Origin of the sequence: Mangrovibacter plantisponsor (assembly GCF_003182475.1) — a bacterium.
Classification (GTDB): Bacteria; Pseudomonadota; Gammaproteobacteria; order Enterobacterales; family Enterobacteriaceae; genus Mangrovibacter; species Mangrovibacter plantisponsor.
Map to the genome: position 1 here is coordinate 477,839 of NZ_QGTS01000001.1, position 24,851 is coordinate 502,689.

At 50.5% G+C, this 24,851-nt stretch carries 24 protein-coding genes; 9 read left to right on the forward strand and 15 right to left on the reverse strand.

Annotated features, from left to right (window positions below; genetic code table 11):
* Positions 1 to 60: 60 nt before the first annotated feature.
* The 5 genes from ggt to DES37_RS02310 form a co-directional block, all read right to left on the reverse strand.
* Positions 61 to 1,824 (reverse strand): gamma-glutamyltransferase, encoded by a 1,764-nt coding sequence (gene ggt, locus DES37_RS02290; RefSeq protein ID WP_110024684.1) that lies wholly within the window; start codon positions 1,822 to 1,824, stop codon positions 61 to 63.
* A 223-nt stretch (positions 1,825 to 2,047) separates the two neighbouring features.
* A complete protein-coding gene (locus DES37_RS02295; RefSeq protein WP_110024754.1) occupies positions 2,048 to 2,896 on the reverse strand; it encodes an ABC transporter permease in 849 nt (282 codons plus the stop codon).
* A gap of 11 nt (positions 2,897 to 2,907) precedes the next feature.
* The gene (locus DES37_RS02300) at positions 2,908 to 3,741 is read right to left on the reverse strand and encodes an ABC transporter permease (RefSeq protein WP_036105807.1); all 834 of its coding nucleotides are present in this window, start codon (positions 3,739 to 3,741) and stop codon (positions 2,908 to 2,910) included.
* A gap of 66 nt (positions 3,742 to 3,807) precedes the next feature.
* Positions 3,808 to 4,950, reverse strand: coding sequence for an ABC transporter substrate-binding protein (locus DES37_RS02305; RefSeq protein ID WP_425451675.1), 1,143 nt, complete (start codon positions 4,948 to 4,950; stop codon positions 3,808 to 3,810).
* Between the two features lie 43 nt (positions 4,951 to 4,993).
* Positions 4,994 to 6,016, reverse strand: coding sequence for an ABC transporter ATP-binding protein (locus tag DES37_RS02310; RefSeq protein ID WP_110024686.1), 1,023 nt, complete (start codon positions 6,014 to 6,016; stop codon positions 4,994 to 4,996).
* 156 nt (positions 6,017 to 6,172) lie between these two features.
* Between DES37_RS02310 and DES37_RS02315 the strand changes: the two genes are divergently transcribed.
* Genes DES37_RS02315 through DES37_RS02325 form a run of 3 tightly spaced genes read left to right on the forward strand, consistent with a single transcriptional unit; the run spans position 6,173 to position 8,756 of the window.
* A complete protein-coding gene (locus DES37_RS02315) occupies positions 6,173 to 6,937 on the forward strand; it encodes an MBL fold metallo-hydrolase (protein ID WP_110024687.1) in 765 nt (254 codons plus the stop codon).
* The gene (locus tag DES37_RS02320) at positions 6,931 to 7,998 is read left to right on the forward strand and encodes a LacI family DNA-binding transcriptional regulator (protein ID WP_110024688.1); all 1,068 of its coding nucleotides are present in this window, start codon (positions 6,931 to 6,933) and stop codon (positions 7,996 to 7,998) included. The genes DES37_RS02315 and DES37_RS02320 overlap by 7 nt, the downstream gene beginning before the upstream one ends.
* The gene (locus DES37_RS02325) at positions 7,995 to 8,756 is read left to right on the forward strand and encodes an inositol monophosphatase family protein (RefSeq protein WP_110024689.1); all 762 of its coding nucleotides are present in this window, start codon (positions 7,995 to 7,997) and stop codon (positions 8,754 to 8,756) included. The genes DES37_RS02320 and DES37_RS02325 overlap by 4 nt, the downstream gene beginning before the upstream one ends.
* Here the strand turns inward: DES37_RS02325 and mrdA are convergent.
* Together mrdA and DES37_RS02335 are read right to left on the reverse strand one after the other, a co-directional pair.
* Positions 8,753 to 10,675 carry a penicillin-binding protein 2 gene (gene mrdA / locus DES37_RS02330; RefSeq protein ID WP_110024690.1) on the reverse strand — a complete coding sequence of 641 codons (1,923 nt, stop codon included), beginning with the start codon at positions 10,673 to 10,675 and terminating at the stop codon, positions 8,753 to 8,755. The genes DES37_RS02325 and mrdA overlap by 4 nt on opposite strands.
* A 366-nt stretch (positions 10,676 to 11,041) precedes the next feature.
* Positions 11,042 to 11,722, reverse strand: coding sequence for a hypothetical protein (locus DES37_RS02335; protein WP_110024691.1), 681 nt, complete (start codon positions 11,720 to 11,722; stop codon positions 11,042 to 11,044).
* 540 nt (positions 11,723 to 12,262) lie between these two features.
* On the opposite strand from DES37_RS02335, the gene tcp reads away from it, so the two are divergent.
* The gene (gene tcp / locus DES37_RS02340) at positions 12,263 to 13,924 is read left to right on the forward strand and encodes a methyl-accepting chemotaxis citrate transducer (protein ID WP_211320528.1); all 1,662 of its coding nucleotides are present in this window, start codon (positions 12,263 to 12,265) and stop codon (positions 13,922 to 13,924) included.
* A 376-nt stretch (positions 13,925 to 14,300) separates the two neighbouring features.
* Positions 14,301 to 15,050 carry a hypothetical protein gene (locus DES37_RS02345; protein WP_110024692.1) on the forward strand — a complete coding sequence of 250 codons (750 nt, stop codon included), beginning with the start codon at positions 14,301 to 14,303 and terminating at the stop codon, positions 15,048 to 15,050.
* Between the two features lie 8 nt (positions 15,051 to 15,058).
* On the opposite strand, the gene DES37_RS02350 is transcribed toward DES37_RS02345, so the two are convergent.
* The 4 genes from DES37_RS02350 to DES37_RS02365 all read right to left on the reverse strand — a co-directional run bounded on the left by DES37_RS02350 (position 15,059) and on the right by DES37_RS02365 (position 18,075).
* Complete coding sequence (locus DES37_RS02350) at positions 15,059 to 15,658, reverse strand: alpha/beta hydrolase (protein WP_110024693.1); 600 nt, start codon at positions 15,656 to 15,658, stop codon at positions 15,059 to 15,061.
* Between the two features lie 10 nt (positions 15,659 to 15,668).
* On the reverse strand, positions 15,669 to 16,628 hold the full coding sequence (locus tag DES37_RS02355; protein ID WP_110024694.1) for a glutathione S-transferase family protein: 960 nt from the start codon (positions 16,626 to 16,628) through the stop codon (positions 15,669 to 15,671).
* A 28-nt stretch (positions 16,629 to 16,656) separates the two neighbouring features.
* Positions 16,657 to 17,067 carry a DoxX family protein gene (locus DES37_RS02360; RefSeq protein WP_036105779.1) on the reverse strand — a complete coding sequence of 137 codons (411 nt, stop codon included), beginning with the start codon at positions 17,065 to 17,067 and terminating at the stop codon, positions 16,657 to 16,659.
* Positions 17,068 to 17,175: 108 nt separating this feature from the next.
* A complete protein-coding gene (locus DES37_RS02365) occupies positions 17,176 to 18,075 on the reverse strand; it encodes a LysR family transcriptional regulator (RefSeq protein ID WP_110024695.1) in 900 nt (299 codons plus the stop codon).
* 185 nt (positions 18,076 to 18,260) lie between these two features.
* On the opposite strand from DES37_RS02365, the gene DES37_RS02370 reads away from it, so the two are divergent.
* Positions 18,261 to 19,241 carry a GGDEF domain-containing protein gene (locus DES37_RS02370; protein WP_051691286.1) on the forward strand — a complete coding sequence of 327 codons (981 nt, stop codon included), beginning with the start codon at positions 18,261 to 18,263 and terminating at the stop codon, positions 19,239 to 19,241.
* Here the strand turns inward: DES37_RS02370 and DES37_RS02375 are convergent.
* The 3 genes from DES37_RS02375 to DES37_RS02385 form a co-directional block, all read right to left on the reverse strand.
* Complete coding sequence (locus DES37_RS02375; RefSeq protein WP_051691285.1) at positions 19,215 to 19,970, reverse strand: substrate-binding domain-containing protein; 756 nt, start codon at positions 19,968 to 19,970, stop codon at positions 19,215 to 19,217. The genes DES37_RS02370 and DES37_RS02375 overlap by 27 nt on opposite strands.
* Before the next feature lies 1 nt (position 19,971).
* Positions 19,972 to 21,030 (reverse strand): ABC transporter substrate-binding protein, encoded by a 1,059-nt coding sequence (locus tag DES37_RS02380; RefSeq protein ID WP_110024696.1) that lies wholly within the window; start codon positions 21,028 to 21,030, stop codon positions 19,972 to 19,974.
* Between the two features lie 74 nt (positions 21,031 to 21,104).
* Positions 21,105 to 21,986 carry a LysR family transcriptional regulator gene (locus tag DES37_RS02385; protein ID WP_036105771.1) on the reverse strand — a complete coding sequence of 294 codons (882 nt, stop codon included), beginning with the start codon at positions 21,984 to 21,986 and terminating at the stop codon, positions 21,105 to 21,107.
* Between the two features lie 98 nt (positions 21,987 to 22,084).
* On the opposite strand from DES37_RS02385, the gene DES37_RS02390 reads away from it, so the two are divergent.
* Positions 22,085 to 22,591 (forward strand): phenolic acid decarboxylase, encoded by a 507-nt coding sequence (locus DES37_RS02390; protein ID WP_036105768.1) that lies wholly within the window; start codon positions 22,085 to 22,087, stop codon positions 22,589 to 22,591.
* Positions 22,592 to 22,813: 222 nt separating this feature from the next.
* A complete protein-coding gene (locus DES37_RS02395; protein WP_211320529.1) occupies positions 22,814 to 23,806 on the forward strand; it encodes an alpha/beta hydrolase in 993 nt (330 codons plus the stop codon).
* A gap of 50 nt (positions 23,807 to 23,856) precedes the next feature.
* Here DES37_RS02395 and DES37_RS02400 read toward each other — a convergent pair whose 3' ends face one another.
* Positions 23,857 to 24,285 carry a TOBE domain-containing protein gene (locus DES37_RS02400; protein ID WP_036105765.1) on the reverse strand — a complete coding sequence of 143 codons (429 nt, stop codon included), beginning with the start codon at positions 24,283 to 24,285 and terminating at the stop codon, positions 23,857 to 23,859.
* 295 nt (positions 24,286 to 24,580) lie between these two features.
* Between DES37_RS02400 and DES37_RS02405 the strand changes: the two genes are divergently transcribed.
* A complete protein-coding gene (locus DES37_RS02405) occupies positions 24,581 to 24,823 on the forward strand; it encodes a hypothetical protein (protein WP_036105752.1) in 243 nt (80 codons plus the stop codon).
* Positions 24,824 to 24,851: the final 28 nt, after the last annotated feature.

Sequence of the window (24,851 nt, forward strand, 5' to 3'; positions counted from 1 at the left end):
GGAATAATTAGAACAAACAGAAAAGCTTTCTTATTGTAGCTGGTTAATCAGCAAGAACAATTAATAGCCCCTTGCCGAGCCTGCCGGTCGGCGTACATCATTTGCCCCATATAAATACCCTTCACGCACTTTTCCTGATACCGCACCATCGTTCCCGGAACTGGCAGTACTGACACCCGCGGCACCGGGTAACCCAACCATAATTAACTCAGCCGCCCCCCAGGGGGTTTGTTCCACCATGTTGTATCCCATACCTGCCAGGATTTTTAGCGTATCTGCCGAGACGCCACGCTGCTCATAATAGACTTCATCTGGCAACCACTGGTGATGGATACGTGGGGCGTTCACGGCTTCCTGCGGCGCCATACCAAAATCAATAATGTTCAGAGCCGTTTCCAGGGTAATGGTAATAATACGTGAACCACCAGGCGAGCCGAGCACCAGAAAAATTTTCCCGTCTTTAGTTACCAGGGTTGGGCTCATTGAAGAGAGTGGCCGTTTGCCCGGAGCAATACTGTTTGCTGTCCCCTGAACCAACCCGTACATGTTTTTTGCTCCCACCTTAGTGGTGAAATCATCCATTTCATCATTCATAAAAAAGCCGGTGCCCGGTGCCATCACCACCGCCCCAAAACGCCCATTAATGGTATAGGTTGTGGAGACGGCATTGCCTGCGCTGTCCACAATAGAATAATGGGTAGTTTCCGGTTTTTCATGAGGCGCCACCCCGGGCTTTAAGGATGACGAAGGCGTGGCTTTATCTGCCGGAATGGTTGCCCGGATTTTTGCTGCGTAATCCTTACTGAGCAGCCTGTCCAGAGGGTTTTTAACAAATGCCGGGTCGCCAAGATAGGTGTTACGATCGAGGTAAGCGTGGCGCATCGCTTCTGTCAGGGTATGAATAGCCGCTGCGGAGTTGAACCCCATAGATTTCAAATCATACCCTTCGAGGATATTCAGCGTTTCACACAGCGTAACGCCCCCTGAACTGGGCGGTGGTGCCGAAACGAAGCGGTAACCCCGGTATGTGCAGGTAACTGGTGCGGTTTCCGTCACCCGGTAATTGGCAAAATCGGCAGCCGAGATAACCCCTCCGCCTTTTTTTGCGGCAGCAGCCACAGCTTGCGGTATACGGCCTTTATAAAAAGCATCCGTACCCTGTTTTGCTATTGCTTCCAAAGTCTTCGCCAGATCGCGCTGCACCAGCCTGTCCCCAGGTTGTAATGGCGAGCCATCCGGGCGCAGGAAAATACTGGCGACGTATGGGTCCTGTTTGAACCTCTCCACCGTTGTGTCGAGGACATCCGTATCAGCCCGGGTGAGAATGTACCCGTCACGAGCCAGCTTAATGGCCGGAGCCATAACCTGCTCACGCGTCAACTTACCGTACTTCTGGCGCGCCGTTTCCATGCCCAGTACAGTACCCGGTACACCGGATGCCAGCCAGCCATAAAGGCTCGCCCCTTTGACCAGGTTACCATTGGCATCCTGGTACATGTTGGCGCTGGCTGCAGCCGGAGCCATCTCACGAAAGTTAATGAAGGTATCTTTGCCGTCGGCGAGGTGGATTGTCATAAATCCACCACCGCCAATATTCCCGCAGCAAGGGTTTACTACGGCTTCGGCATAACCTACCGCTACCGCTGCATCAATGGCATTCCCTCCCTGCTTTAAAATTGCCAACCCGACTTTGGTCGCCAGGTCCTGAGATGTTACGACCATCCCATGTTGTGCTTCTGTTGCTGGTTCCGAAGCCGCATAAATCTGGCTACTGACCAATAACGCTGCGATGGAAAGCGCCCCTTGCCATTTTCTTATTAGCATTGTTACTCCTTGCCTGTTATGTAAAAAAAGCCTGCAACCCTGCAGGAATGGTTGTCAATTCCGTGCAAGAGGCAGGCCAGGTTAACTATAGGCAAATTCAGGCGGGGTGTTTATTTAATTATTTACAAAACAGCAAGATATATTCTCCACAGCAAACACTTTACCCACATACTCTTTATGCCTTTACATAAAGTAAAAATACTCTGCACAGCGCAGGTGCAAACTATTTCCCCAACCGGGATAGTATTTCCGGGCGCATAAATTTATGGATGACCAGCATAAACAGCACCGAAGGCAGTAACAGAATTAATGCGGTTATCGACGATACCTGGTAATTACCAGACATGCTGGCGGTATAAAGCATAATCGGCAATGTCGAAATATCCGGAGCACCAACAAAAAAAGTGCCGGTGAATTCATCCATTGATTCCAGGAACACAAAGATACTTGCGGCGATAATCCCGGGTGCCGCCTGGGGCAAAATAATGGTGAAGAAAGTGTATACCGGCCCGGCCCCCAGGTTACGGGCAGCTCTGGCCTGCAATGGGTCTGTGGCTGAAAACGCGGCAACGCTTATCCAGACGGAATACATTAACCCATGCACACTGTGCACCAGCACCACCCCCAGTACCGTGCCATTCAGCCCCCACTGGTAAAACAGGCGGGCGACATTCATGTACACAGTAAGGTTTGGGAATGCCTGCGGGATAAGAAACAACAACATGAAAACCAGGCGTAACGGCATGGTACGTTGTGCCAGAGCGTAACCTGCAGGCACAGAGACAACCAGGCAAACCAGCACACTCAGTAACGCAACCCCCAGGCTGGTAAACAATGAACCAGACACATCACTGTAAGGACTGAATACCTGAAACCAGTATTTTAACCCCCACTGGCTGGGCAGCGCATGAGGGAAAAACCAGCTTTCCGCCACACTCCAGATGAGTAAATTAACAACCGGCCCTAACAGGACTAACACCAGAAAAATAACCAGCAGCGTTTGCCAAAACCGCCCATTATAAATCTGCAAAATACGCCGTGGTAATTTGACCGATACCGGAACAGGTAACATTGCCGATGCCATTACTGGCCCCCTTTTTCTTTCAGGCTGTAGCGTAAATAAAACCAGGACAACACTGCACAAATTCCCCAGGAAACAATGCCCAATGCACTGGCAACCGGGTAATCACCATAAGAGTTAACACGAAAAGCCATATCGACTGTCAGCATGCCGGGGGAGCCGGTGCCAATCATTAAAGGGACAGAAAGCACAGACAACATCATTACCGTGGATAACACCAGTGCCACACCCAGAGTGGGCATAACCTGCGGCAGAATAATAGTGAATAAAATACGTATTCTGGACGCACCCAGATTCCGTGCAGCCTGAATTTGTGCCGGGTCTACCGCCGCCATTGCCCCGGCAACTAATAACGTCACAAAAGCGAATTGCTTCCAGACAAAAGTAATAATAATGCCTTTCCACCCTAAAAATGACACGGTTTCCAGCGGGGTAACCAGGCCAGTGGCCACCAGCGCATTATTCATTAACCCATTTTTTGCCAGGAACGTTCGCATCATTTGCGCCGTGACAATAAAGGGAATAAACAGCGGCAACCGGTACAATAACCCCAACAACCGGACTGCTTTTTGCCAGGGAGATAACACCACTACCGCGGAAACTGTTACTGAAATCACTGCCAGCAACGCCAGAGAAACCAGTACAATAACCACCGAAAAGACAATATCCTGCGAATAGAGCGAAAATACTTTGCGCATTGGCTCAAGGCTGAATTCCGCCTGCTTACCGGTGAATGCGGCAACCAGAGAAGCACCCATCGGCCAGATAAACAGCAGGCTTATCATTAATGCCGCAGGTGCGACTAACAGATATAAATGAATATTTTTATTTCTCATCCCAGGCTGTCCGGCTACAGAATTAATGACCAAAATACGCCCGGGAGAATCCCCCGGGCTGAATAATTAATTTGAGACCTGGCTTTCATAGCCTTCTTTGATGTCATCAAAATAAGGCGCTATTGGGAAACTTTTACCGTATTCAGCCAGTGCCTGAGGTGTAATTTCAGCAAACAGTTTTTCCCAGGTGGCGCTATCCAGCTCTGGTTTTACATATTTCGCGTCAATCCCCGGGTACCAGTTAAATTGCTTCACGATTCCCTGAGCCTGAACAGCCGGGCTGGTTGCCAGGCTAATAAAATCTCGCGCCAGTTCAGGGTGCGCAGCTTTGGCAGGCAGAACGTAATACATTGGTTGCCCGGGCATCCCTGGCGCTAACAGCGAAAGTTTAATCGACGGAGGCAATTTGCCCTGGTCTTTCCAGCTATAAAACATATCCACCCATACCGGGCCCATCGCTATCTCACCACGGCTCAGCATGTCGAGAGTACCCGCATTACCCGGTGTAAATGTCACATTCTGATTAAAGGCTTTAAGTTTCTGGAATGCTGGCCCCCAGCTTTGTTCAATGGATTTATCATACTTCCCGGCAGACAGGCGGCTGGCATCCGTCCCACCCCAGGCATAGATCCACCCCACCACAAAACTGACGCCCGACATGCCGTTTTTGATGCCGTTATACCCGAAAGCTTTGGGATGTTTTTCCGCCCACTGCACTAATTCGCCATAACTTTGTGGCGGTTTTTTTACCAGGTCACTATTCCAGGCAATGGCTGTCTGGCTTAAAAACATCGGCATAACATAGCCATCGACATTCACGCCCAGCGCATTTTTCGCATTCTGCGCACTGACCATTTTGCCTTCAGGAATAGAATCCCGGTAACGTGCCAGTAAGCCTTTATCCACCAACTCGCCACCAGCTTTTTGGTGCACCACGGCAACATCCATATCCCACTGTTTTACGCCACTCGCCTGTTGTGCCGATAACTTCTCCATAATTTTGTTCGAACCGGCATCCCCCGGCCCTGTCCCGATAACATTCACTTTAACGCCAGGATGCGCCGCTTCGAATTTCGGTGCTAAAAACGTTTTCACGTAATCCACCATGTTCTGGTCACCGGCTGTTGCCACATTAAGCACCGTATCTGCCCAGGCTAAGGGTGTAAGCAACCCGCAGGAAAGTGACGCCATTACTGCCAATTTTTTCATGGAAAACATAACTATCCCCAAAATATTAACGAACAATAAGCCGTTACATTGCACGTGCAAAAATGTGCAAGGCTGGCGCTGGAATATGGAGTGTTACCGGAGTTTGCTGCGCCCAACAGTTGGGGGCATCAGCAAACAGCATTTGATTATTGACCCGCACACCGTGGCGGTAGTTGTGGCCGAGAAAAGCCGACTGTTCGACAACCCCGTGCAGACGCAGCCCGGGGCTGGCGTGTTCTGTGTGTTCACGGGTAATGGCAACATCCGTGCTGCGAAAATAAATTTCGCTTTCCCAGCTTTCAGGCTGTGGCCTGATACAGTCAGGCAATTGGGCAGACAACCAGACCAGCCGGTTATCTGCTCCCATAAAGTCGGCAACGAATGCCGTTGCCGGGTGTTGATACACGTTTTCCGGGGTATCGAGTTGCTCAATGGTTCCCTGGTTCATGACCGCAATCCGGTCTGCCATCACCAGAGCTTCTTCCTGGTCGTGGGTAACAATTAACGAGGTGAAACCCAGTTTTTCCTGCAATGTTTTTATTTCATGGCGCACGCTCAGGCGCACTTTTGCGTCCAGATTTGAAAGTGGTTCATCCAGCACTAATACGTCGGGTTCAATAGCCAGGGCTCGGGCCAGAGCTACGCGCTGCCGTTGGCCGCCAGATAACGCCGCCACATTTTTATCGGCCATTCCCTCCAGATTGACCATGGCGAGTAAATCCATTATTCGGCGCTGGCTTTCTGCCTTGCTAACTTTGCGCACTTTCAACCCAAAACCAATATTTTGCGCCACAGTTAAATGGGGCCACAGCGCATAACTTTGAAAAACCATGGTGATATTACGTTGTTCAGCAGGCAGTAATGTAATATTGCGCCCGGCAACAGAAACCTCACCAGACAGAGTAGGAATAAACCCACACAAGGTATTTAGCAGGGTGGTTTTCCCGCACCCTGAAGGCCCCAGTAATGCAAGCATTTCGCCTTTATTCACCGACAAATCAATGTCACGCAAAATAACCTGCTTTCCGTACCCGGAAGTTAACTGGCTGATTTGTAAATAGCTCATAGTCTTTTAACCTGATTGCGGCTGATTTTTCTGTTAATGAACACGTGTTCATTTCTCTGTAAAAAAAATGCAACCTTGAATCGACATGATGTGAGCCTACTTTGTCGTGCATTTGTGACACTTTAATTAATGCGGGAAGAAATTTAGCGAGGCAGAATGAAAATTGATGTTCTGGGTTGTGGCAGCGCATTTTCGTTAAACCACACTACATCGGCTATTCGTATTATTGATGACCAGCAGTCACAGTGGCTGATTGATTGCGGCCCTACAGTTCCTCGCGCGTTATGGAACCGGGAAGTGGATATCAATGCGATTGATGTGATTTTTTTCACGCATATTCACCCGGATCACTGTGCGGGCCTTGCGGTATTACTTAACCACTGGAAAAGTTTCGGGCGGGTAAAACCACTGCAAATTTATTGCCAGCCTGAACAACAAACCGTGCTGGTTAACCAAATCGCGCTGGCAAACTGGCCATACACCGGGCTGACCTTTCCCATTGAAATCCTTGCCAGCCAGCCCACATGGCGGTGGCGTGGCTGGCAGATTCAAACAGCCTTCGCGCAACATGAAATTCCAAGCCAGGCCATTCGTATCGAGGCCGATAACCATGCACTGTTTTACAGTGGTGATGGCAGGCCAACAGACGCAACCCAGGCACTGATGGCTGGCAGTACTCTGGCTTTTCAGGAATGTGCGTCCTGGCTCCCTCTGGCTGCTGATGCTTCTCACGGCGATTACCCTGCCTGCCTGGCATTATGTGAAAAGCTGGCATTAAACCTGATGGTGTTGTACCACTGCCAGGATGCTGACCGGCCAGCTATTGCACAGGCCTGCGCGCTTCACCCTCATTTACGGCTCAGCGACGACGGCGCCATGTTCGACCTGGCCCGCCCAAACCGGCTGCAAACGGCATGGTGAAAGTCCCCAGTCCCAATAAATCTACAGTAACAGCGCAGGATGTTGCCCGCCTGGCGGGGGTTTCCCGTGCTGTGGTTTCCAGAGCACTCAGCAACAATGGCAGCGTTTCCCCGCAATCCCGCGCCAGAGTGGAAGCTGCGGCACGCCAGTTGGGTTATCAGGTTAACTTTCTTGCTCAGGGGCTTAACCGGCAGCGTAGCCAGTTAATTGGCGTGGTGGTTGCCCGGTTGACTGATCCGTTTCGCAGTACCCTGGTCAATGCTTTGTTATCTGCAATTCAGGCCAGGGGGTACCAGGCACTGGTCACTGAAATTACTGATGAGCAAGAAACTGGCCTGTCACTACGCCGTTTTACGCAATTTCGGGTATCGGGAGTGGTCGTGACTTCCGGGCAGCCCCCGGAATCTATTGTGCGGGAGTGTATAGAGCACCATATCCCTGTGGTGGGTATTAACCGGGCGCAGAGTGGCCCGTCCATGGATGTTGTCTGTTCAGATAACCATGCTGGCGCTATGCTGGCGGCAGCACAACTCCGTGCAGCAGGGTGCCAGTCGTTTATCTGGCTTAACTACCAGGGTTCAACCTGGGCAGGCCGGGCGCGTGGTGAGGCGTTTCACCATGCACTTACCGCAAAAGGCATCGCGCCAGAATGCCTGAGAGAGTTGCAGGCCCCAAAGGACGGGTATGAAGGCGGTTTTTGGGCGGCGCAACACAGTGATTTACAACACAGTGCTTTATTACCCCAGCGGGCCACTACCGGTGTATTTTGCGCCAATGCTCTGCTGGCTTGTGGTTTCCTGGATGGCATGCGCCAGCAAGGCATAAACGCCCCGACCGATTTTCATTTGATAGGCTTTGATAACACCCCCCAGACCGCATGGGAAAGTTACCAACTCACCACGATTCACCAGCAAGTGGATGTACTGGCAGCAAAAGCGCTGGATTGCCTGCATGAACGGGCAAAGAATCCGGAGCTTGCGGCTCAGGTTATCCCGGTGGCGGTGGAACTTGTCCATCGCCGTACTTCACCTTGCGTAACAGAGCAGACAGACACGTTATGACAACTGATCAAAAACAGGCATTGTTCACCCTGATTAAACACGCCGGGCAGCATGCTCAGGCATTGCGCAACCAGGGGCTAAAAATTGATAGTAAGGGCAGGCAAGATTTTGTTTCCGAGGCCGATGTTTGGGTGGAACAACAGTTACGGAACTGGTTAACACAGCACTTTCCCGCAGACGGTTTTTTAGGTGAAGAAAGCGGGTTACAAACCGGTACCGGGCGCACCTGGGTAATAGACCCGATAGACGGCACCACGAATTATATTTTAGGCATGGATTACTGGTGCATTTCAGTGGCTTGTGTTGAAGAGGAGCAGGTTGTACTCGGCATTATTTATGCACCTGACCGCAACGAGTTTTTTGTGGCTGAAGCCGGGAAAGGCGCTACATTAAATGGGAATTCCCTGCACCTGAAGGAACCCGACCCGGAGCAGGTGGTTATTGGACTGGGGCGCTCCAGCCGTACGCCTTTAGATGGCTACCTGAAAACCTTACAACACCTGTCTGACCAGGGAGTGGAATACCGCCGGTTTGGTGCTGGTGCGCTGATGCTGGCGCATGTCGCCGCCGGGCAAGTGCACGGGTATTTTGAGGCCCACCTCAATAGCTGGGACGCCCTGGCCGGTTTGCTACTGATTCTGGAAGCTGGCGGCAAGGCTAACCCCTTTCTGGCTCGCAATGGCCTGACACAAGGTAATGTGATGTGGGCGGCGGCACCGCAAGTATGGCAGCGGTTATCGCCTGTGTTGTTTGATTAGCTCCCCGGTACCACAGGGCTGGTAACGGCACCAGGAGAAGCGCCGGGTGGAGCGGGTGCAGGTACATCCGTCTTCCCGGCGAACAGGTAGTCCATGATGTTACGCATAATCGGTGCGGCGGTGACACCTTCATCGCCACCATTTTCCAGAATCAGTGTAACGGCGACCTGCGGGTCGTTATAAGGCGCAAATGCGGTATAAAACACATGGTCCCGCAGGCGTAGCGGAATAGCTTTTGCGTTATACACCTGGTTCTCTTTCAGGCTGAACACCTGCGACGTTCCACTCTTCGCCGCAATACCGTAAGGTGCCGTATGGAAGTATTTATATCCGGTACCATTGGGCGCATTCGCCATACCAAACATGGCCCGGCGGACCACGCCCCAGAATGGTGATGCCGGGTCGCCAACTTGTTGTTGCTCTTTAGGTGTTCGGTAGAAAGAAACCGCTTTCCCCAGCGCCATTTTCGCCATCAAGTGGGGAATAATCACATGCCCGTTGTTTAACAGGGTTACCAGCGCTTTTTCCATCTGGATGGGCGTGGCAACCCAGTACCCCTGGCCGATACCGACGGAGATAGTATCCCCGCGATACCACTGTTTTTTGTGAACTTTGAGCTTCCACTCCCGGTTGGGCAATAACCCCTGGTACTCTTCATGCAAGTCTATCCCGGTGTATTTACCGTAGCCGAACTGGCTGAGCATTTTATGGATCAAGTCGATCCCCATCATGTTCGCCACCTGGTAAAAAAACGTATCCGATGACTCTTCTATAGCCTGTGTAACCGTGATATTGCCGTGCCCCGATTTTTTCCAGTCGCGGTAACGGCGGCTGGTGCCTGGTAATGTCCAGCTGGATCCACTGAACAGATGGGTTTCAGGTGTGATGACATGGTTTATCAGTGCCGACATCGCCATGTAAGGTTTGACTGTCGATGCCGGAGGATAAAGCCCTTGTGTAACCCGGTTTATCAACGGCAAGTCCTGATTATGGAGTAACGTGGCGTAACCTTTTGCACTAATCCCTTCGACAAAAGGGTTCGGATCATAAGAAGGTGTCGAGACCATAGCTAACACTGAACCGTCGTGAGGGTTCTCCACCAGTACAGCAGCTCGCTGACCAACCAGTTGTTTTTCGATAAATTGTTGCAACGGAAGATCGAGTGTCAGCCAGATGTTCTTACCCGCCACAGGCGGTATCTGTTTGAGAACCCGAACAATACGCCCGTGGTTATCCACTTCAACTTCCTGGTAACCCGTTTTGCCATGCAGCTGCGATTCGTAGTAGCTCTCAATACCCTGCTTGCCTATATCGTGGTCAGCAGCGTAATTCTCAGCTTCCCCTGCTTCACTCAGGCGTTTGAGGTCACTGTCATTAATTTTGGAAACATAGCCGATAACATGCGCCAGTGACGCGCCCCAGGGGTACTGGCGTTCCTGGTAAGTATCAATCCCCACACCTGGAAAACGGTACTGCTCAACCGAAAACCGCGCCACATCCCGATCTGACAGTTCGTCCTTCAGGATAACGGGTTTATAACGGCTACTATTGTGCAGCGTATGCCAGAAGTTATCGATATCGTCCGGGGTCAGCCCCACCACAGGCGTTAATTCAGCAATCGTGGTTTTTAAGTTTTTGATTTTGTAAGGTGTAAGCTGAATATCATAGCGGGTAACATTTTTGACCAGCGGCGTGTTGTTACGGTCATAAATTATCCCGCGGGTAGGTGCTATTGGCAGCAATTTAATGTCGTTCTGGCTGGATCGCTCGCTGTAGTAGCTATGATCCAAAATCTGCAGGCGGTATAAGTTAAAAATCAGAATACAAAAACAGACGATCACCAGTGCGAACGCAATGGAAACCCTGTAGACAAAGAGTTTTCTCTCTGCGTCAAAATCACGAATGGGTGTTTTTTGCATATCAATTTACAGTACAGAAATGCTCATATGCTCAAGATAATTCGAGTTGCAGCCAGGCGGCAACGCAGTGGATACCGGGGCTTACACGGGTAAGTGACCGGAGTAAGCGAGGACAGCTAACATACCTGCAATTGAAAAATGAATATCCAGGCAGGTTCAAACCTGCTCTCTGCAAGCAAGGAAGTTGCTTTCGTGGGGAAGCTAGCACACAGGGTCTGGCACGCCTACCCTGAAGCTGTATCTTCCGTTCCTGATTTTGTTTCTATTTTTTTAAATGTGTCGCCTGATTATGAGCGTGCCTGAACAACATAAAAAATAAAACAGCATAAATACATTAAGATAATGGCACTTTTTACTAAAAATACGTCAGTGAGACTTTCCTGCGGGTGTTGAACAATCGAAACATTTTCCCATCATTTTCGCTTCCGGAACGGTTTGCCCCAATTGCCATAGCTGAGGTGTATCAACACCATTGAGCACCAGCGTGCTACCACAGTCTGTTATCTTTTCGGCTACAACAGGCAGCATTGGGGACATGACGTACTGGTGAAAAAATGCAGGAGCCAGCACCGTTACAGCAAACATTCCACTACACACAACAGAAAATGGAATGATACCAGCACCTGCATCGCTCAGCCCCAGATTCACATCAGCCATTAACGCACTCAATAGCGGGTTATGCTGAGCATCGGCCAGATTCGGGAAAGACTCATTCACCATTAAAGTCACAAACGGCGCTAACGCGAGCTGGCGCAGGTGTTCTGGCGAAGATGCCAGGTACGCAGCCTGTTCAAAGTCCATATGCAGCAGGTAACACAACCCTCTGTGGTTAAACACATGGGCGGCCCGGCTAATGAAACTCAGTTGATTCTCAAACCAGTTTATATTGGCATTCTCTTTTGGAGAAAAGACCGCAGGCAAATAATGCCCCGGAGGTTCACCTGACATGATCCCCCATAATTTCCCGGTTTCACCAATAATGGCGGCAGAACCGCCAGGCACAGAAACCTGCCCCAGCAGGGCAAGTGCTGCATTGTATTGTTCCATAACTGACATCCTTGTTTAACATCACTTAAATGATCGAAAAAACCAATTAATACATCATTTTTGATCGATAAAATACGTGTTAATGCCTATCAATTCATGCAATTTGATCGATATAAACAGGTAAAAATCCTATTGTTTTTTTATAGTTAATCATGTAATGGTTAATTTTTACCCATAAGGCAAATTTTCATCATACTGTACTGAGTTGTCAACGGCTGACATCCTGGTTCAGGCCGTGCGTGTACACTTCCTCCCGGCAATTATGCTATTCAAAAGTAGCATTTAAAAATAAAGAAAAATACTTTCACTTTTTATTCTAAAAACTAAAAAAATAAAAACTCTAATAATAAAGTACCAGAAAAATATGCCGTGCTTTCTGACCTGTTCTCAAATACCAAAACAGATAAATAACCAATTAATTAATATATATTAAAATCATAACCTTACTCTGCCAGCTCCTTTTCGCTGGATAAAGTTTTAACGCCTTTTACCGATAAATTTATCATCCCCGGCTCATTTTTCTCACATTGGATGATGAACATGATAAAGAACCTGAAAGTCATAACAGGTATCATCGCAGTACTGGTGATATTTTCGGTACTACAATTGGTTACCAGCGGTTTTTTCTACTCTGCCGTTAATAATGATCGCCGTAACTTTCAAAACTCTGATGTACTGAACTACCAACAGTCACAACTTACTGACAGCTTTCTTACTCTTATTAAAACCCGTGTCACCATTAACCGGGTCGCCATTCGTTTTCTGAAAAACCAAAAAGACCAGGCTGCTATCGACGGCATGAAGCGGTTGCTGGACAGCGCCGGGAAATCACTGGTCCAGGCAGAAGGTTATTTTGCCAAATACAAGGATGCGCAAGGTATCAGTGGGCAGGACACAGCTCTTGCCAGCCAGTTGGAGCAAAAGTACCAGGCCATGCATGACGTGATGAAGATGTCCATTCAGTATCTGGGTGAAGGTAACTACCCGGCATATGGGAATCTGGATGCTCAGCAGGCGCAGGATGACCTGGAAGGGATGTACAACCAGTGGCGTAAACAGAACGCCAACCTGCTACAAAATGCCGGGCAGGAAAACCTGAACAGCTATAACAGTATGAAATGGACGTTGGGCGTAATTCTGTTATTGGTTGTGGTCACTATTGTCATTTTGTGGCGTGGACTCCAGGTGATCCTGTTGCACCCATTACGTAAAGTGATGGAGCATATCCGTGCCATCGCGGATGGTGACCTGACACGTAATATTGACGCAACAGGCAATAATGAAATGGGGCAACTCTCTGCCGGGGTTAAGGCCATGCAGGGGTCGCTGGTTCGCACTGTCAGTGCAGTGCGTGAAACGTCAAATTCCATTTTCACTGGTGCCAGTGAAATCTCTTCCGGTAGCCACGATTTGTCTTCCCGTACTGAAGAACAAGCCGCCTCTCTGGTGGAAACTGCGGCCAGTATGGAAGAACTTACAGCAACAGTTAAACAGAATACCGACAACGCGCGCCAGGCTGCGCAATTAGCGAAAACGGCCTCGGAGACAGCACTCAAAGGTGGCGAAGTGGTGAATACTGTGGTGCATACGATGAGCGCCATTGCCGACAGTTCGCAGCAAATAGCCCATATAACCAGCGTTATTGACAGTATTGCTTTCCAGACCAATATTCTGGCGCTCAATGCTGCCGTTGAAGCGGCCAGAGCAGGAGAACAGGGCCGCGGTTTTGCAGTCGTCGCCGGAGAAGTGCGCACCCTGGCGCAGCGCAGTGCGCAGGCAGCAAAAGAGATTAAGGAGCTTATCGACAACGCAGTCTCTCGTGTGAATACTGGTTCCGGCCAGGTGCAGACTGCAGGCTCTACCATGCAGGATATTGTACAGGCAGTTACCCGGGTAACGGATATTATGGGTGAGATAGCTTCTGCATCAGACGAGCAAAGCCGTGGCATTGAGCAAGTTGGCCTGGCGGTCTCACAAATGGATGGTGTCACCCAGCAAAACGCCTCCCTGGTTGAAGAATCTGCTACCGCCGCTGCGGCACTGGAAGCGCTGGCGGGCAAACTCCACCAGGTGGTTGATGTGTTCCGGATTAACGGTATGCAGACGCCAACGACCTCTTCCCGCAGCGCCCCACCCACTGCACGGGCAGCCACACATGCCCTGCCGCCTGCTGGCAGCGACAATAACTGGGAAACGTTCTGATTCCCGAACCCACCTCAGGGATGAGGCGGTTTCCCCACCCAACGCAGCGAATCTGCCTCGAGCTTACATGAGTAAGTGACCGGTGTGAGCGAGGCAGCCAACACACCTGTTAGTGCAAAAGACACCCCGCCAGGCGCTAAATTATTCGTGCTACAGGAAGGCGGCAACGCAGCGAACCGCCGGGAGCTTACATGAGTAAGTGACTGGCGTGAGCGAGGCAGCCAACACACCTGTTAGTGCGAAGAATGACGCGCCTGAACACATTTGTTTACCCTTAGCCTTAGCCTGAAACCCGAACTTTGCACTCTGCTGACTGTGGATGGGGGGCAGAATGCCGTATTATGTTGAGGCGATAATGTAGTGTGAGCCTGGTGTTATGTCTTTTCATCCTAAATGTTTGGTCGCTTTGGTGCTTGCGGTTTCGGCTGGTGCGCAGGCCGATATTACCGAGGCGAGAATTACTGCTGATTGCGCTAAAGTTAGCCACTATGCGGCTGAGGGTAAGGCGGCGTGGGCGGCAAATAAGTTTGCTGCTGCGCGGGCTGCATTTGAAGAGCAGGTTAGCTGGAGCGAACAGTGTGACCTGCCTGATGACCAGATTGCTGCTGCTTATAATGCTGTGGCAAACACCTATATACAGCAGGCAGATTACCACCGGGCGTGGGCGTGGCTGATGCTTGCACCTGGCTACCCTGAATCTGTGCAAAACCTGGCTTTAATTAAAGACAAACTGGCTGCTGAACCTTTTTCTCGCTCTCCAGATGGGGTGTGGTGGAAATATGCCGGCAGGGGAATTTGGCAAAGCATTAAGGTAACCAGTGCCGGGAATGACAAAATCAACGTGGATTTTGAAGGCTATGCTTTTGGGCTGATGGGGTTGTATAACGGGCCCAATATGGGACATTTCGTACGTACCGTTGCCTTTTCGGGCAACCACGCGACGGTGAAATTACGCGATGATGACGATGACGTCTCCAGTAATGACACCGACAGTGATGACAGCATTAACTGCAATATTCATCTGCAGTTCACACCGGACCAGTTAACGGTCACCACCGTCAGGCCGCAACAATGTGGTTTTGGTCATAATGTTACGGCCAACGGTACATGGATTCGGGTGCAATAACGGGCGGATTACGCCAGGTGTTTAGCCAAAAACTCCCCCGCTTTATCAACACCCTGTTGCGTTATTGTGTGACCTGCTGTGGCATCCCATACCACCTGAACCGGAATCCCCAACGCCTGAAGTTTTTCCTGCGCCTGCTGGCTCTCCTGCCAGGGGATCACCGGATCACGCTGACCATGTACCAGTAAAGCAGGTACTGATGGCACAGCGCCCTCCTGCTGTGTTGCCAGCCTGCCAGAAAACGCCACGACAGCAGCCAGCGGCCAGCGGCCCGATACCAGTGCGTCCAGCGCCATAATCGAACCCTGAGAAAAACCAACCAATGCCAGTTTGTCCTGTAAAGGGTTCACTCCCTGTTGCTGGCAAATAGCCTGAATAGTGCGGTCGAACTCCGGGCGAGCCTCAACAATTCGTTGTGGGCGATTCGCTTCTGTAATACCGTTAAGACTGAACCACTGCCAGCCTCCACCTTGCCCAAAGGCCTGCGGGGCATTTGGTGCGCTGAAGTGGGTGTCGGGTAAGCGTTCTTGCCATAATTGCCCAGGCACAGCTAAATCCGCACCACTGCTGCCCACTCCGTGCAGAAAAATAACCAGTTTCTTCGTCATGTCCGGCTCCTTACAACCCGTAAGCGCTCATATCTGGCCCTGCCGGAACAATCCCCGGTGGATTCAGCGCCTTAATTGAATAATAACCATGTTTGATATGGGCAATGTTCACCGTCTCGCGCACCCCCGGAATATCAAGCACCCGCTGCATATACGGGTTGAGGAATGCATATTCACGCACCGGTTTCAGATTGCATTTAAACAACCCGTAGTAAGCCACATCAAAACGAATTAGCGTAACAAACAGGCGAATATCTGCCTCTGTCAGTTGTGTACCACACAAGAATGGCCGCCCATCGCTCAGGCGTGATTCCAGTTGTTCCAGCATAGTGAAAACATCATTAAATGCGTCTTCATAGCTTTCTTGCGTCGTCGCAAAACCGGCACGGTAAACACCATTGTTCAGCCTTGGGTAGATAACCGCATTCAGCTTGTCTATCTCTTCACGCAATGGCTGTGGATATAAATCCCATTCATTGCGGGCCAGGTCACCAAAGCCGCTGTCCAGCATGCGCAGAATATCGGCGGACTCATTATTCACGATGGTGCCGGTAAGCTTATCCCACAAAACGGGGACAGTTGCCCGCCCGGTAAAATGCGGGTCAGCCCGGGTATAGAGCTCATGTAACCACTCAGCTCCATTCAGTTCATCAAGGTTCGCACCAGGAAAGAGCCCAAAGTGCCAGCCCTGGTCAAATAATTGCGGTTCCACCACACTGACTGAAATAACAGACTCCAGCCCTTTCAGTTTACGCGCCATCAGCACCCGGGATGCCCAGGGGCAAATATACGCAACATATAAGTGGTAGCGCCCGGCTTCAGCCTTAAATCCCCCGTCTCCGGTTACGCCTGGCGCACCGTCTGGCGTAACCCAGTGGCGGAAGCTGGAGGTTTGCCGGACAAAGCCGCCTTTCTCATCGGTTGCCTGAACCGGATGCCACTCGGTGGTCCATTTGCCATCTACCAGCATGCTTACCTCCTGATTACAGTAAAAACGTTTATTTACGGCCAAATGGTGTCGGTTTCAGTGCCATTGCGCCATCACCAGTCAGAGCCAGCACAACCAGGCCAACAATCCAGAACCCGGGGAATTCCCAGCCGCCGTTAGGGTTGGTAAAGAAGAACCCGGCCGGGCCATGCACAGTAAAAATCGCGCCAAGCAATACCGGAATCAGCGCAACAGCTGCAATACGGGGCCAGATACCCAGAATCAATGCAATAGCGCCCACCAGCTCCCAGGCCATGGTGATATAAGCCAGGCCACCTGGCAGCCCCAGCGAAATAAAGAACTTCGCAGTACCGGCCGGAGTGAATACAAAAGCTTTTAAGCCAAAGTGAGCCAAAAACAGAATACCCAGCGCGATGCGCATTACTAAAGCAGCCCAGGGGGCAGTACGGTTATCAATCATGGTCTTTTCCTCATCATCAGGACAGGTTTTGTCGATAAGGCAAGACTACGTTATTTCTGATTAAATGATTATCCGGCCAAAGTGAGATTATTTATTTCCATTTCAGCACTAATCAAACCATGCCTGGTCTGCGAAGGATCCAACCAGAAAATCAATAAACGTCCGGGATTTATGGGCAAGATGCCGCGATGGCGGATAAATGGCATACAGACCAAGTGGCGGTGTATCCCACTGCGTAAGTAGCTTTACAACTTCTCCGCGGTGGATGGCATCGCCAGCAACGAAAGTAGGTAACCTGGCAATACCCAGCCCCGCCACCACTGCACTCAGGCAGGCTTCTGCATTTGAAAAACGTAACCGCCCTTTTACTGGAAAGGGAATCAGCCGGCCGTCTTCATGAAAATGCCAGTGATTTGGGTCGCGAAAGTTTGTGTCCACAATGCAGTCAAATTCAGAGAGTGACTTCCAGTGTTCTGGTGTGCCGGCACCAGCAAGATAAGCAGGTGATGCGACTGTCGTGACATGTATATCGCACAGTTTACGGGCAATCAGGCTACTGTCTTCCAGGTTGCCAATGCGTAATGCCAGGTCAAACCCCTCTTCAACAATATTCACCCGCCGGTCTGAAAAGCTGACATCCAGTTCAATGTTGGGGTATTCGCGGGCAAAATTTACCATTACGGGTGTCAGTTGGCGCGTGCCAAAAGTAACGGGTGCAGAAATCCGCAACTTACCGGAAGGGTCACGGGCCGTGTGGCGCACATCGGCGTCCAGTGCCTCGAAGGCATCAATCAGCACCTTTACCCGCTCATAATAAGCCAGGCCTACATCCGTGGGTGCCAGAGAACGGGTGGAACGTTTAAATAACTGGATCCCCAGTTCTTTCTCCAGCCGCGAAATCAACCGGGATGCCTGGCCGTGGCTGGTATTCAGGCGTTGCGCTGCCCGGGCAAAACTACCAAGCTCCAGCACCATTACAAACATACGGTCACAATCCAGACGATCCATCTCATTCTCTCATTGCAGTTTTATTACTTACCGGCTCTGAAACCGTAGCAGGATACTTAAATTATGTTACCTGGTTGGTTCGAATGGTTGATATCTTAGTAAGACGTATTTCGAGTAAATTATCTTCTGCTTGAGATTTGTCTCAAGACACAGAATTAAAACTGCGCACCTGAGATAGCTGACTTATGTCGGAAGAAACATTAAAGCAACAAATACAAAATCTCAAAAAACATAATGCCAGATTAAAGCGTATTGCCCACGATGCCAGAGATAAATTAAGTGCGGCACTGGATGGCACAGGGTTATGTTTATGGCAACTGGATATTCCCTCCGGGAAACTGGTTATTTTTAACCGCCGTTGGGGGGCCATGCTGGGGTTCCAGCCAAAAGAGCTAAATGCACATTTCGATGTCTGGCGCGATCATCTGCACCCTGATGACCGCGATTTTGTGCTGGCTGCCTTTTATAACCATATTGAAGGCAAAACACCGTTTTATGAAGCATTACACCGCATGGAAGCCAAAAATGGGTCTGTCACCTGGGTGCTGGACAGAGGCCGGGTTACTCAGTGGGATGACGAAGGGCGGCCACTGAAAGTGACGGGCACACATATTGATATGACGAAAGAAAAGCAATACGAGCAACAACTGGCCCGCCTTGCAAACCATGACCCGCTCACCGGGCTGGCAAACCGCCATGCACTGACCAACCAGTATAAGAAGCTACAGAAGCAATCAGCGTTTTCCATCGCGTTTATCGACCTGGATAATTTCAAGACCGTTAATGACACGCTGGGGCACCGCAGTGGCGATAATCTGCTGGTGCAACTCGCCCAACGCATTAACGCGGTTTGCCCGCAAGGTTGTGTTGCCGGACGCCTGGGTGGAGATGAGTTTTTGTTGATTATCCCCTGGGGCGTAAGCCATCCTGAAACCATGCATCTTGCCAGGCAGATTCTGGATGTCGCTATGGTGCCATTTGAACTGGATAACGGCGAGGCCGTCATAGGCGCATCAGTTGGTTTGGTTGATGTTGGCAGCCGTGAATCATTTGCCGATGCGGTTTTGCGCGCCGACGAAGCCATGTACTCTATTAAGCACAATGGTAAATCAGGTATTGCTGTTGGCAGCCCTCCGCCGTCACCGGCACCCAACCGCCGCCGGTAAGTTTGCAAAAATTTCATCGCCACCTGGGCCAAACCCGGCGGCAATCAGAATTTTTTGAGCCAGAGGCGAGCCCAGGAATACAGCCAAACGTTCCGCCTGCATATCCAGCAGCGCCAGCGTATATTGCGCCTGCACCCCCATATCTTCAGGAATATCCAACACTGTCAGCCCAGTAATGCGACGCAGTCTGGCGGCATAGCTGGCATAACCGATAAACATATCAACCCGCCCCTGGTTGATCAGCCAGCCTGCCGCGGTTTCCCCCGGGGGAACAGGCAGCGTTTCACTGCCGCCAACCAAACATTGCGCACGTTGTTGGATAGCCATTCCCTGCCCGGGGTAACGCCATTCTATCTGGCGGAACAACTGCCAGGTATAGTCACCGGAAGGATCGCTTACCGGAGTGGATGTCCCCAGGCGTAATTCAGGCCGGGAGAGCACGGATAACCAGGTGTCGCCGGGTACCAGGCAGTCTGTTTTCACTGTCAGGCATAAACGGTTGGTGGCAAAGGGCATCACCTGGTGCGCTCTGCCAGCCATAAACAGTGAGAGCGGGTGATCAAGGTTTGCTGAAGCAAATAAGTCACAGGCTTCACCTTGTTCAATGCGCGCACGCAGAAGGCCTGCCGGGCCAAACCCGGTATCCACGTGCTCACCACTAAGCTCATAAAAAGCAGCCATTAACGGCTGCCAGACAGCCCGTAAACTCCCGGCGACAAGTGCTTTCATGTTAGTGTTCACCCTGGTAATTAGTGCCATAGAACCGCTGATACCAACGATTAACCTCTTTGCTGATATCAATATCGCTAAAGCGTTGTGGATAGAGCTTTTTCGCCATCCATAACTCACCCAGGCCCACAGCTTCAGGCATTGGGTAACCCCAGGCTTTGGCATACTCCGGCATTAAGTAGACCCGGTGGTGTTTCACTGCATCAATCACCTGCCACTGGGGTGAGTGAGTGATGTCAGACACGACCTGTGGGTAACGCGCCTGGACAAAGATAACCTGAGGATCCCAGTTAATAACCTGCTCCATGGAAACCTGTTTATAGCCTTTTACCGTACTGGCAGCGACATTCACTGCGCCAGCGCGGGACATCATCAGCCCGGTGTATTTCCCGGATCCATAAGTGGTTAAATCCGGGTTTGCCATATAGGCCCGTACTTTTTCACTCGCCGGGATATCTTTCAGCCGGGAAGCCACTTCTTTGCGGTATGCAAATGCCGCCTCATTCAGTGCACGGGCATCCGCCTGATGATTAACAATTTCGCCAATCAGAGTAATGCCTTCACCCAGCCCCTGGTCATACGCCTGTTCATCATTAGCAAGTGTTGGGTTTAACCTGGTGGCATCGCCTGGGGTTGCATCGTGGCGCAGCGAAATAGCCACCACCGGAATCCCCAGTTGCGTAATACTGTCTATCATTGCCGCAGGTGCATAATTCGTCACAAACACCACTTGCGGGTGCAGGGCCACCAGCTTTTCGGTATCCACATGCGTAAGATCACCCAGCCCCGGGGTGTTAGCCAAAAAGGGTGCCAGGCGCAAATAATTATCCCCCAGTTGTTGTTTCCAGTTTGCCAACACACCAACAATTTTGTTCCCGGCATGCATTTGTACCAGCAAATTCAGTGTTTGGTGTTGCAGCACCACAACCCGGTCCACCTGGTCAGGAATTGTCACCTGCCTGCCTAATTGATCCGTTACTGTGCGCGAAGCCTGTGCGGTAAATGCCAGGCAGCAAAAAAATAAGGCTGCCAGCCAGCCTGTAATAGTGGCGTGTTTCATTATGTCCCCTTAATCGTTATATAAAAAATTATATAACGAATGGCTTACCGATGAACAGACAAACTGTACGGCTTTTAACACTCCAGGCCAGAAGTAGCCTGTTTGAACAAGGCGGTTAATGTCTGTACCACTTGATCCGGCGGTGTGAGATCCTTTTTCACGATCAAATGCAAAGGTGTGGCGCGTTTTACACCATGAGGTAACGGCAGTATTTTCAGGATCCCGGCAGCAAGGTGCCCGGCAATACGCTCTTGTGGCAACCAGCCATAACCTACCTGGTACAACACGGCTTCAATGGCGGCTTCAAAGGTGGAGAATGTCCAAAATTCAGTTGCTGAAATCTGGTGTGTATCCTGAGCGCCGTCGAGTTCTGCGATGCGTACCTGAGGGTAACGTGACAACGCGTCCTCCCCGGGGAAAGGGGTGATTTGGTGTAATGGGTGGTCGCGGTGGGCAACCGCAACAAAATCAATATTCATCAGCCACTCACCACGGCCAGTTATATCCTGGCGGCGGGAAAGGATCATGACGTCAGCGTCCGTGTTGATATCCACATGGTTTTCCAGCACTTCGGTGAGGTTAACCTGGGTATAAGGGTGGCGTTGCTGGAACTGGCGTAATACTGAAAACAGCAGTGCCCGGGGGAAAATGCTGTCCACCACCAGGTCTAACCGGCTCCTGATACCGCCACGCATTGACTGAGCGCGCGCCTCCACATAATCAAAAGCACTCAGCAACGGCCTCACCTGAGTCAGCAGTACCTGCCCGGCAGGCGTCAGCTCTGCCCGTCGCCCCACCTGGCGCAATAATTCCACCCCAAGGCGGCTTTGCAGCAACCCCAAATTATAACTGACCGAAGACTGGCTACGGCTGGTTGCTTCAGCGGCTTTCGCAAAGCTGCCCAGCCGCACAACCTGGTCCAACAGAGCCCACTGTTCAAGTGTTGTTTTATGCATAATCAATCCAATTTTTAAATCAATTTAATGCAAAATTAGCGTTATTCATTCAAAAAATGAAGATGTAAGCTGTATTCATTCCACAGAGGAGAGACAAAATGAGCACCTTTGATAAACACGATTTGCAAGGCCTGGTAGGGAAACACCTGGTTTATACCTACGATAACGGCTGGAATTACGAAATTTACGTTAAAAATGATCGCACCATGGATTACCGCATTCACAGTGGGATCGTCGGTAACCGCTGGGTGAAAGATCAACGTGTCTTTATTGCCCGCGTCGGGGAAAGCATTTATAAGATCTCCTGGACTGAACCCACCGGCACCGATGTCAGCCTGATCGTTAACCTGGCGGATCGTCTGTTCCATGGCACCATCTTCTTCCCGCGCTGGATAATCAATAACCCGGAAAAAACTATTTGTTTCCAGAATGATCATATCCCGGAAATGGAAGCTTACCGCGCGGCGGGCCCGGCTTACCCAACTGAAGTCATTGATGAATTCGCGACAATCACCTTTATCCGTGACTGTGGCGAAAACAATGAAAGCGTCATCGCCTGTGCAGCCAGCGAACTGCCGAAAGATTTCCCCAATAACCTGAAATAAGGTTAATGGCGCAGTTCATTGATTAACAAGGTATGCCACATACCTGCATAGCGAAAAAGAGGGAACAACGTTTCCTTCTTTTTGCGTATGCATATAAAAACCGGTAGCCATGCCATCCACAACTGGCGTATTACCGGTTTCTTTGCTGAAAGAATGCCTTACAAGAAAAGGAAAGCAGCCATGCGTTTAGTAAAAAAACTGGTAATCACAGGCGGTTTTTGTATGACATTGTTATCTCAGGCAGTTCTCAGTGCCCAGCCTTCCCTGCCCGGTTATACCAGCGGTGCCGAAGTTATAAAAGTCGCACCGGAACGTGCCCAAATTGATGCACTTAACGGTGTGGTTTATTCGCAGATTAAACAAGTCCGGGCCGTTCGCCAGTTGCATATGTCATTATTAGTGCCACGCACCAGCGCCCTGAAACCCGCGATTATCTATTTCCCGGGCGGCGGTTTTATCTCTGCTGATTACGATAAATTTATTGAAATGCGCATGGCGCTGGCAGAAGCCGGTTTCGTCGTGGCTGCTGCGGAATACCGTGTAGTACCAGATACTTTCCCGACCCCGGTTATTGATGGTAAAGCCGCAGTGCGTTATTTACGCGAACACGCCCAGGAATATGGTATCGACCCTGCACGTATTGGAGTGTTAGGTGATTCTGCCGGGGGCTGGATGGCACAAATGTTGGGTGTCACTGGTGGAGATAAGGTGTTTGATAAAGGGGAATACCTGAATCAGTCTTCCCAGGTTCAGGCGGCTGCAACCCTGTATGGTATTTCCGATTTACGCAATATTGGCGCAGGTTTTCCTGCCGATGTGCAAAAAGTACATCAGTCGCCAGCAGTCACGGAAGCATTGTTGGTAAATGGCCCGGCGTTTCGCAATTTTGCTGGCGCTGCAATTAGTGCTGACCCAGCCAAAGCCCTGCAGGCAAGCCCCATGGGGTATTTAGCCGGGAAAAAACCACCATTTCTGATTATGCATGGTAGCGCCGATACCCTGGTATCTCCTCAGCAAAGCGAACAGCTCTACACCGCACTCAAAAAAGCCGGAGACCCGGTGCAATATGTCCTGGTGGATGGCGCTGAGCATGGCGATATTCACTGGTTCCAGCCAGTAATTATTCAGAAAGTTGTTACCTGGTTCAGCCAGACGCTGGGTAAACCCACTCCCCTGAAACCCCAGGGCAAAACACCGGGTAACGACCAGCTATAACCAGCAACCGCGTGCCCACCTGCAGCCGAAGGGTGGGCACAAACAGGCGGTTAAGCTTTAACAGCCAGCACCACGCTGGAGGCTTTGACCAGAGCAATAACCCGGCTCCCGGCCACTAACCCCATCTCATCCGTGCCTTCATTAGTGATAACGGAAATCAGGGTAAAGCCAGCATCAGTCTTAACATGAACGGTGGTATTCACTGCACCTTTTTGCACGGACTCCACCACGCCAGCAAACTGATTACGAGCTGAAAAAATTAGCCCACTGTCTTCAGATGCCAGAATCACCCAGGGGGCTTTAACTAGCGCGACCGCACTTTTCCCCGTGGCCAACCCCATTGCAGTTTTACTGGCATGAGTGACAACCGCGACAAGTTTAGCGCCACTTTCAAGGGTCAGTTCAACTTCATCGTTTACCGCGCCATCGGCAACCAAAGAGACAACACCGGCTAACTGGTTACGTGCTGAAACAGCCATATCTCGCTCCTGTATGTGATAAACCGCACAAAAAATAATACCCGTACAGAATGACAGGAAATAATCACAACAGACAATAGATAAAACTGATAATCGCCATGACGAGAGAAAAATACAGCCAGCACCCAAGACAGCAAGCCCGCAGAGCCGGAAAACATTTACAGTAAAACCCCATCTAAGCAGAAATTTTAGCGTTCTGTCCTGCCTTATGAGAAATCCGTCGCGCCCAAAGATAAATTGCTTTGCTACGCTTTACGGGCAGTCCCCTATAAATTTTTAAAAAAAGGAACTGACTATGCCACGTAAATTAGGCCAACATATTGTTCATGTTGATAAAGCTATTGACTTCATGGCATCTACCCAGGCTTTCCTGGAGTACCTGAATAAGCAGGGTAACCCCACACCACTGGCCCATGACATTCCGCCCGAGTATGAGGATTTTTTTGCCCAGCGCCTTGCGTGGTATCGCAAACTTTACCGTCCGGATCCGCTTAACGGTAATCAGACCGTATCAGAAAAAGAAAATGGCGCAGGTTAATACCGCGCCATTCAACAAGAATATGCCC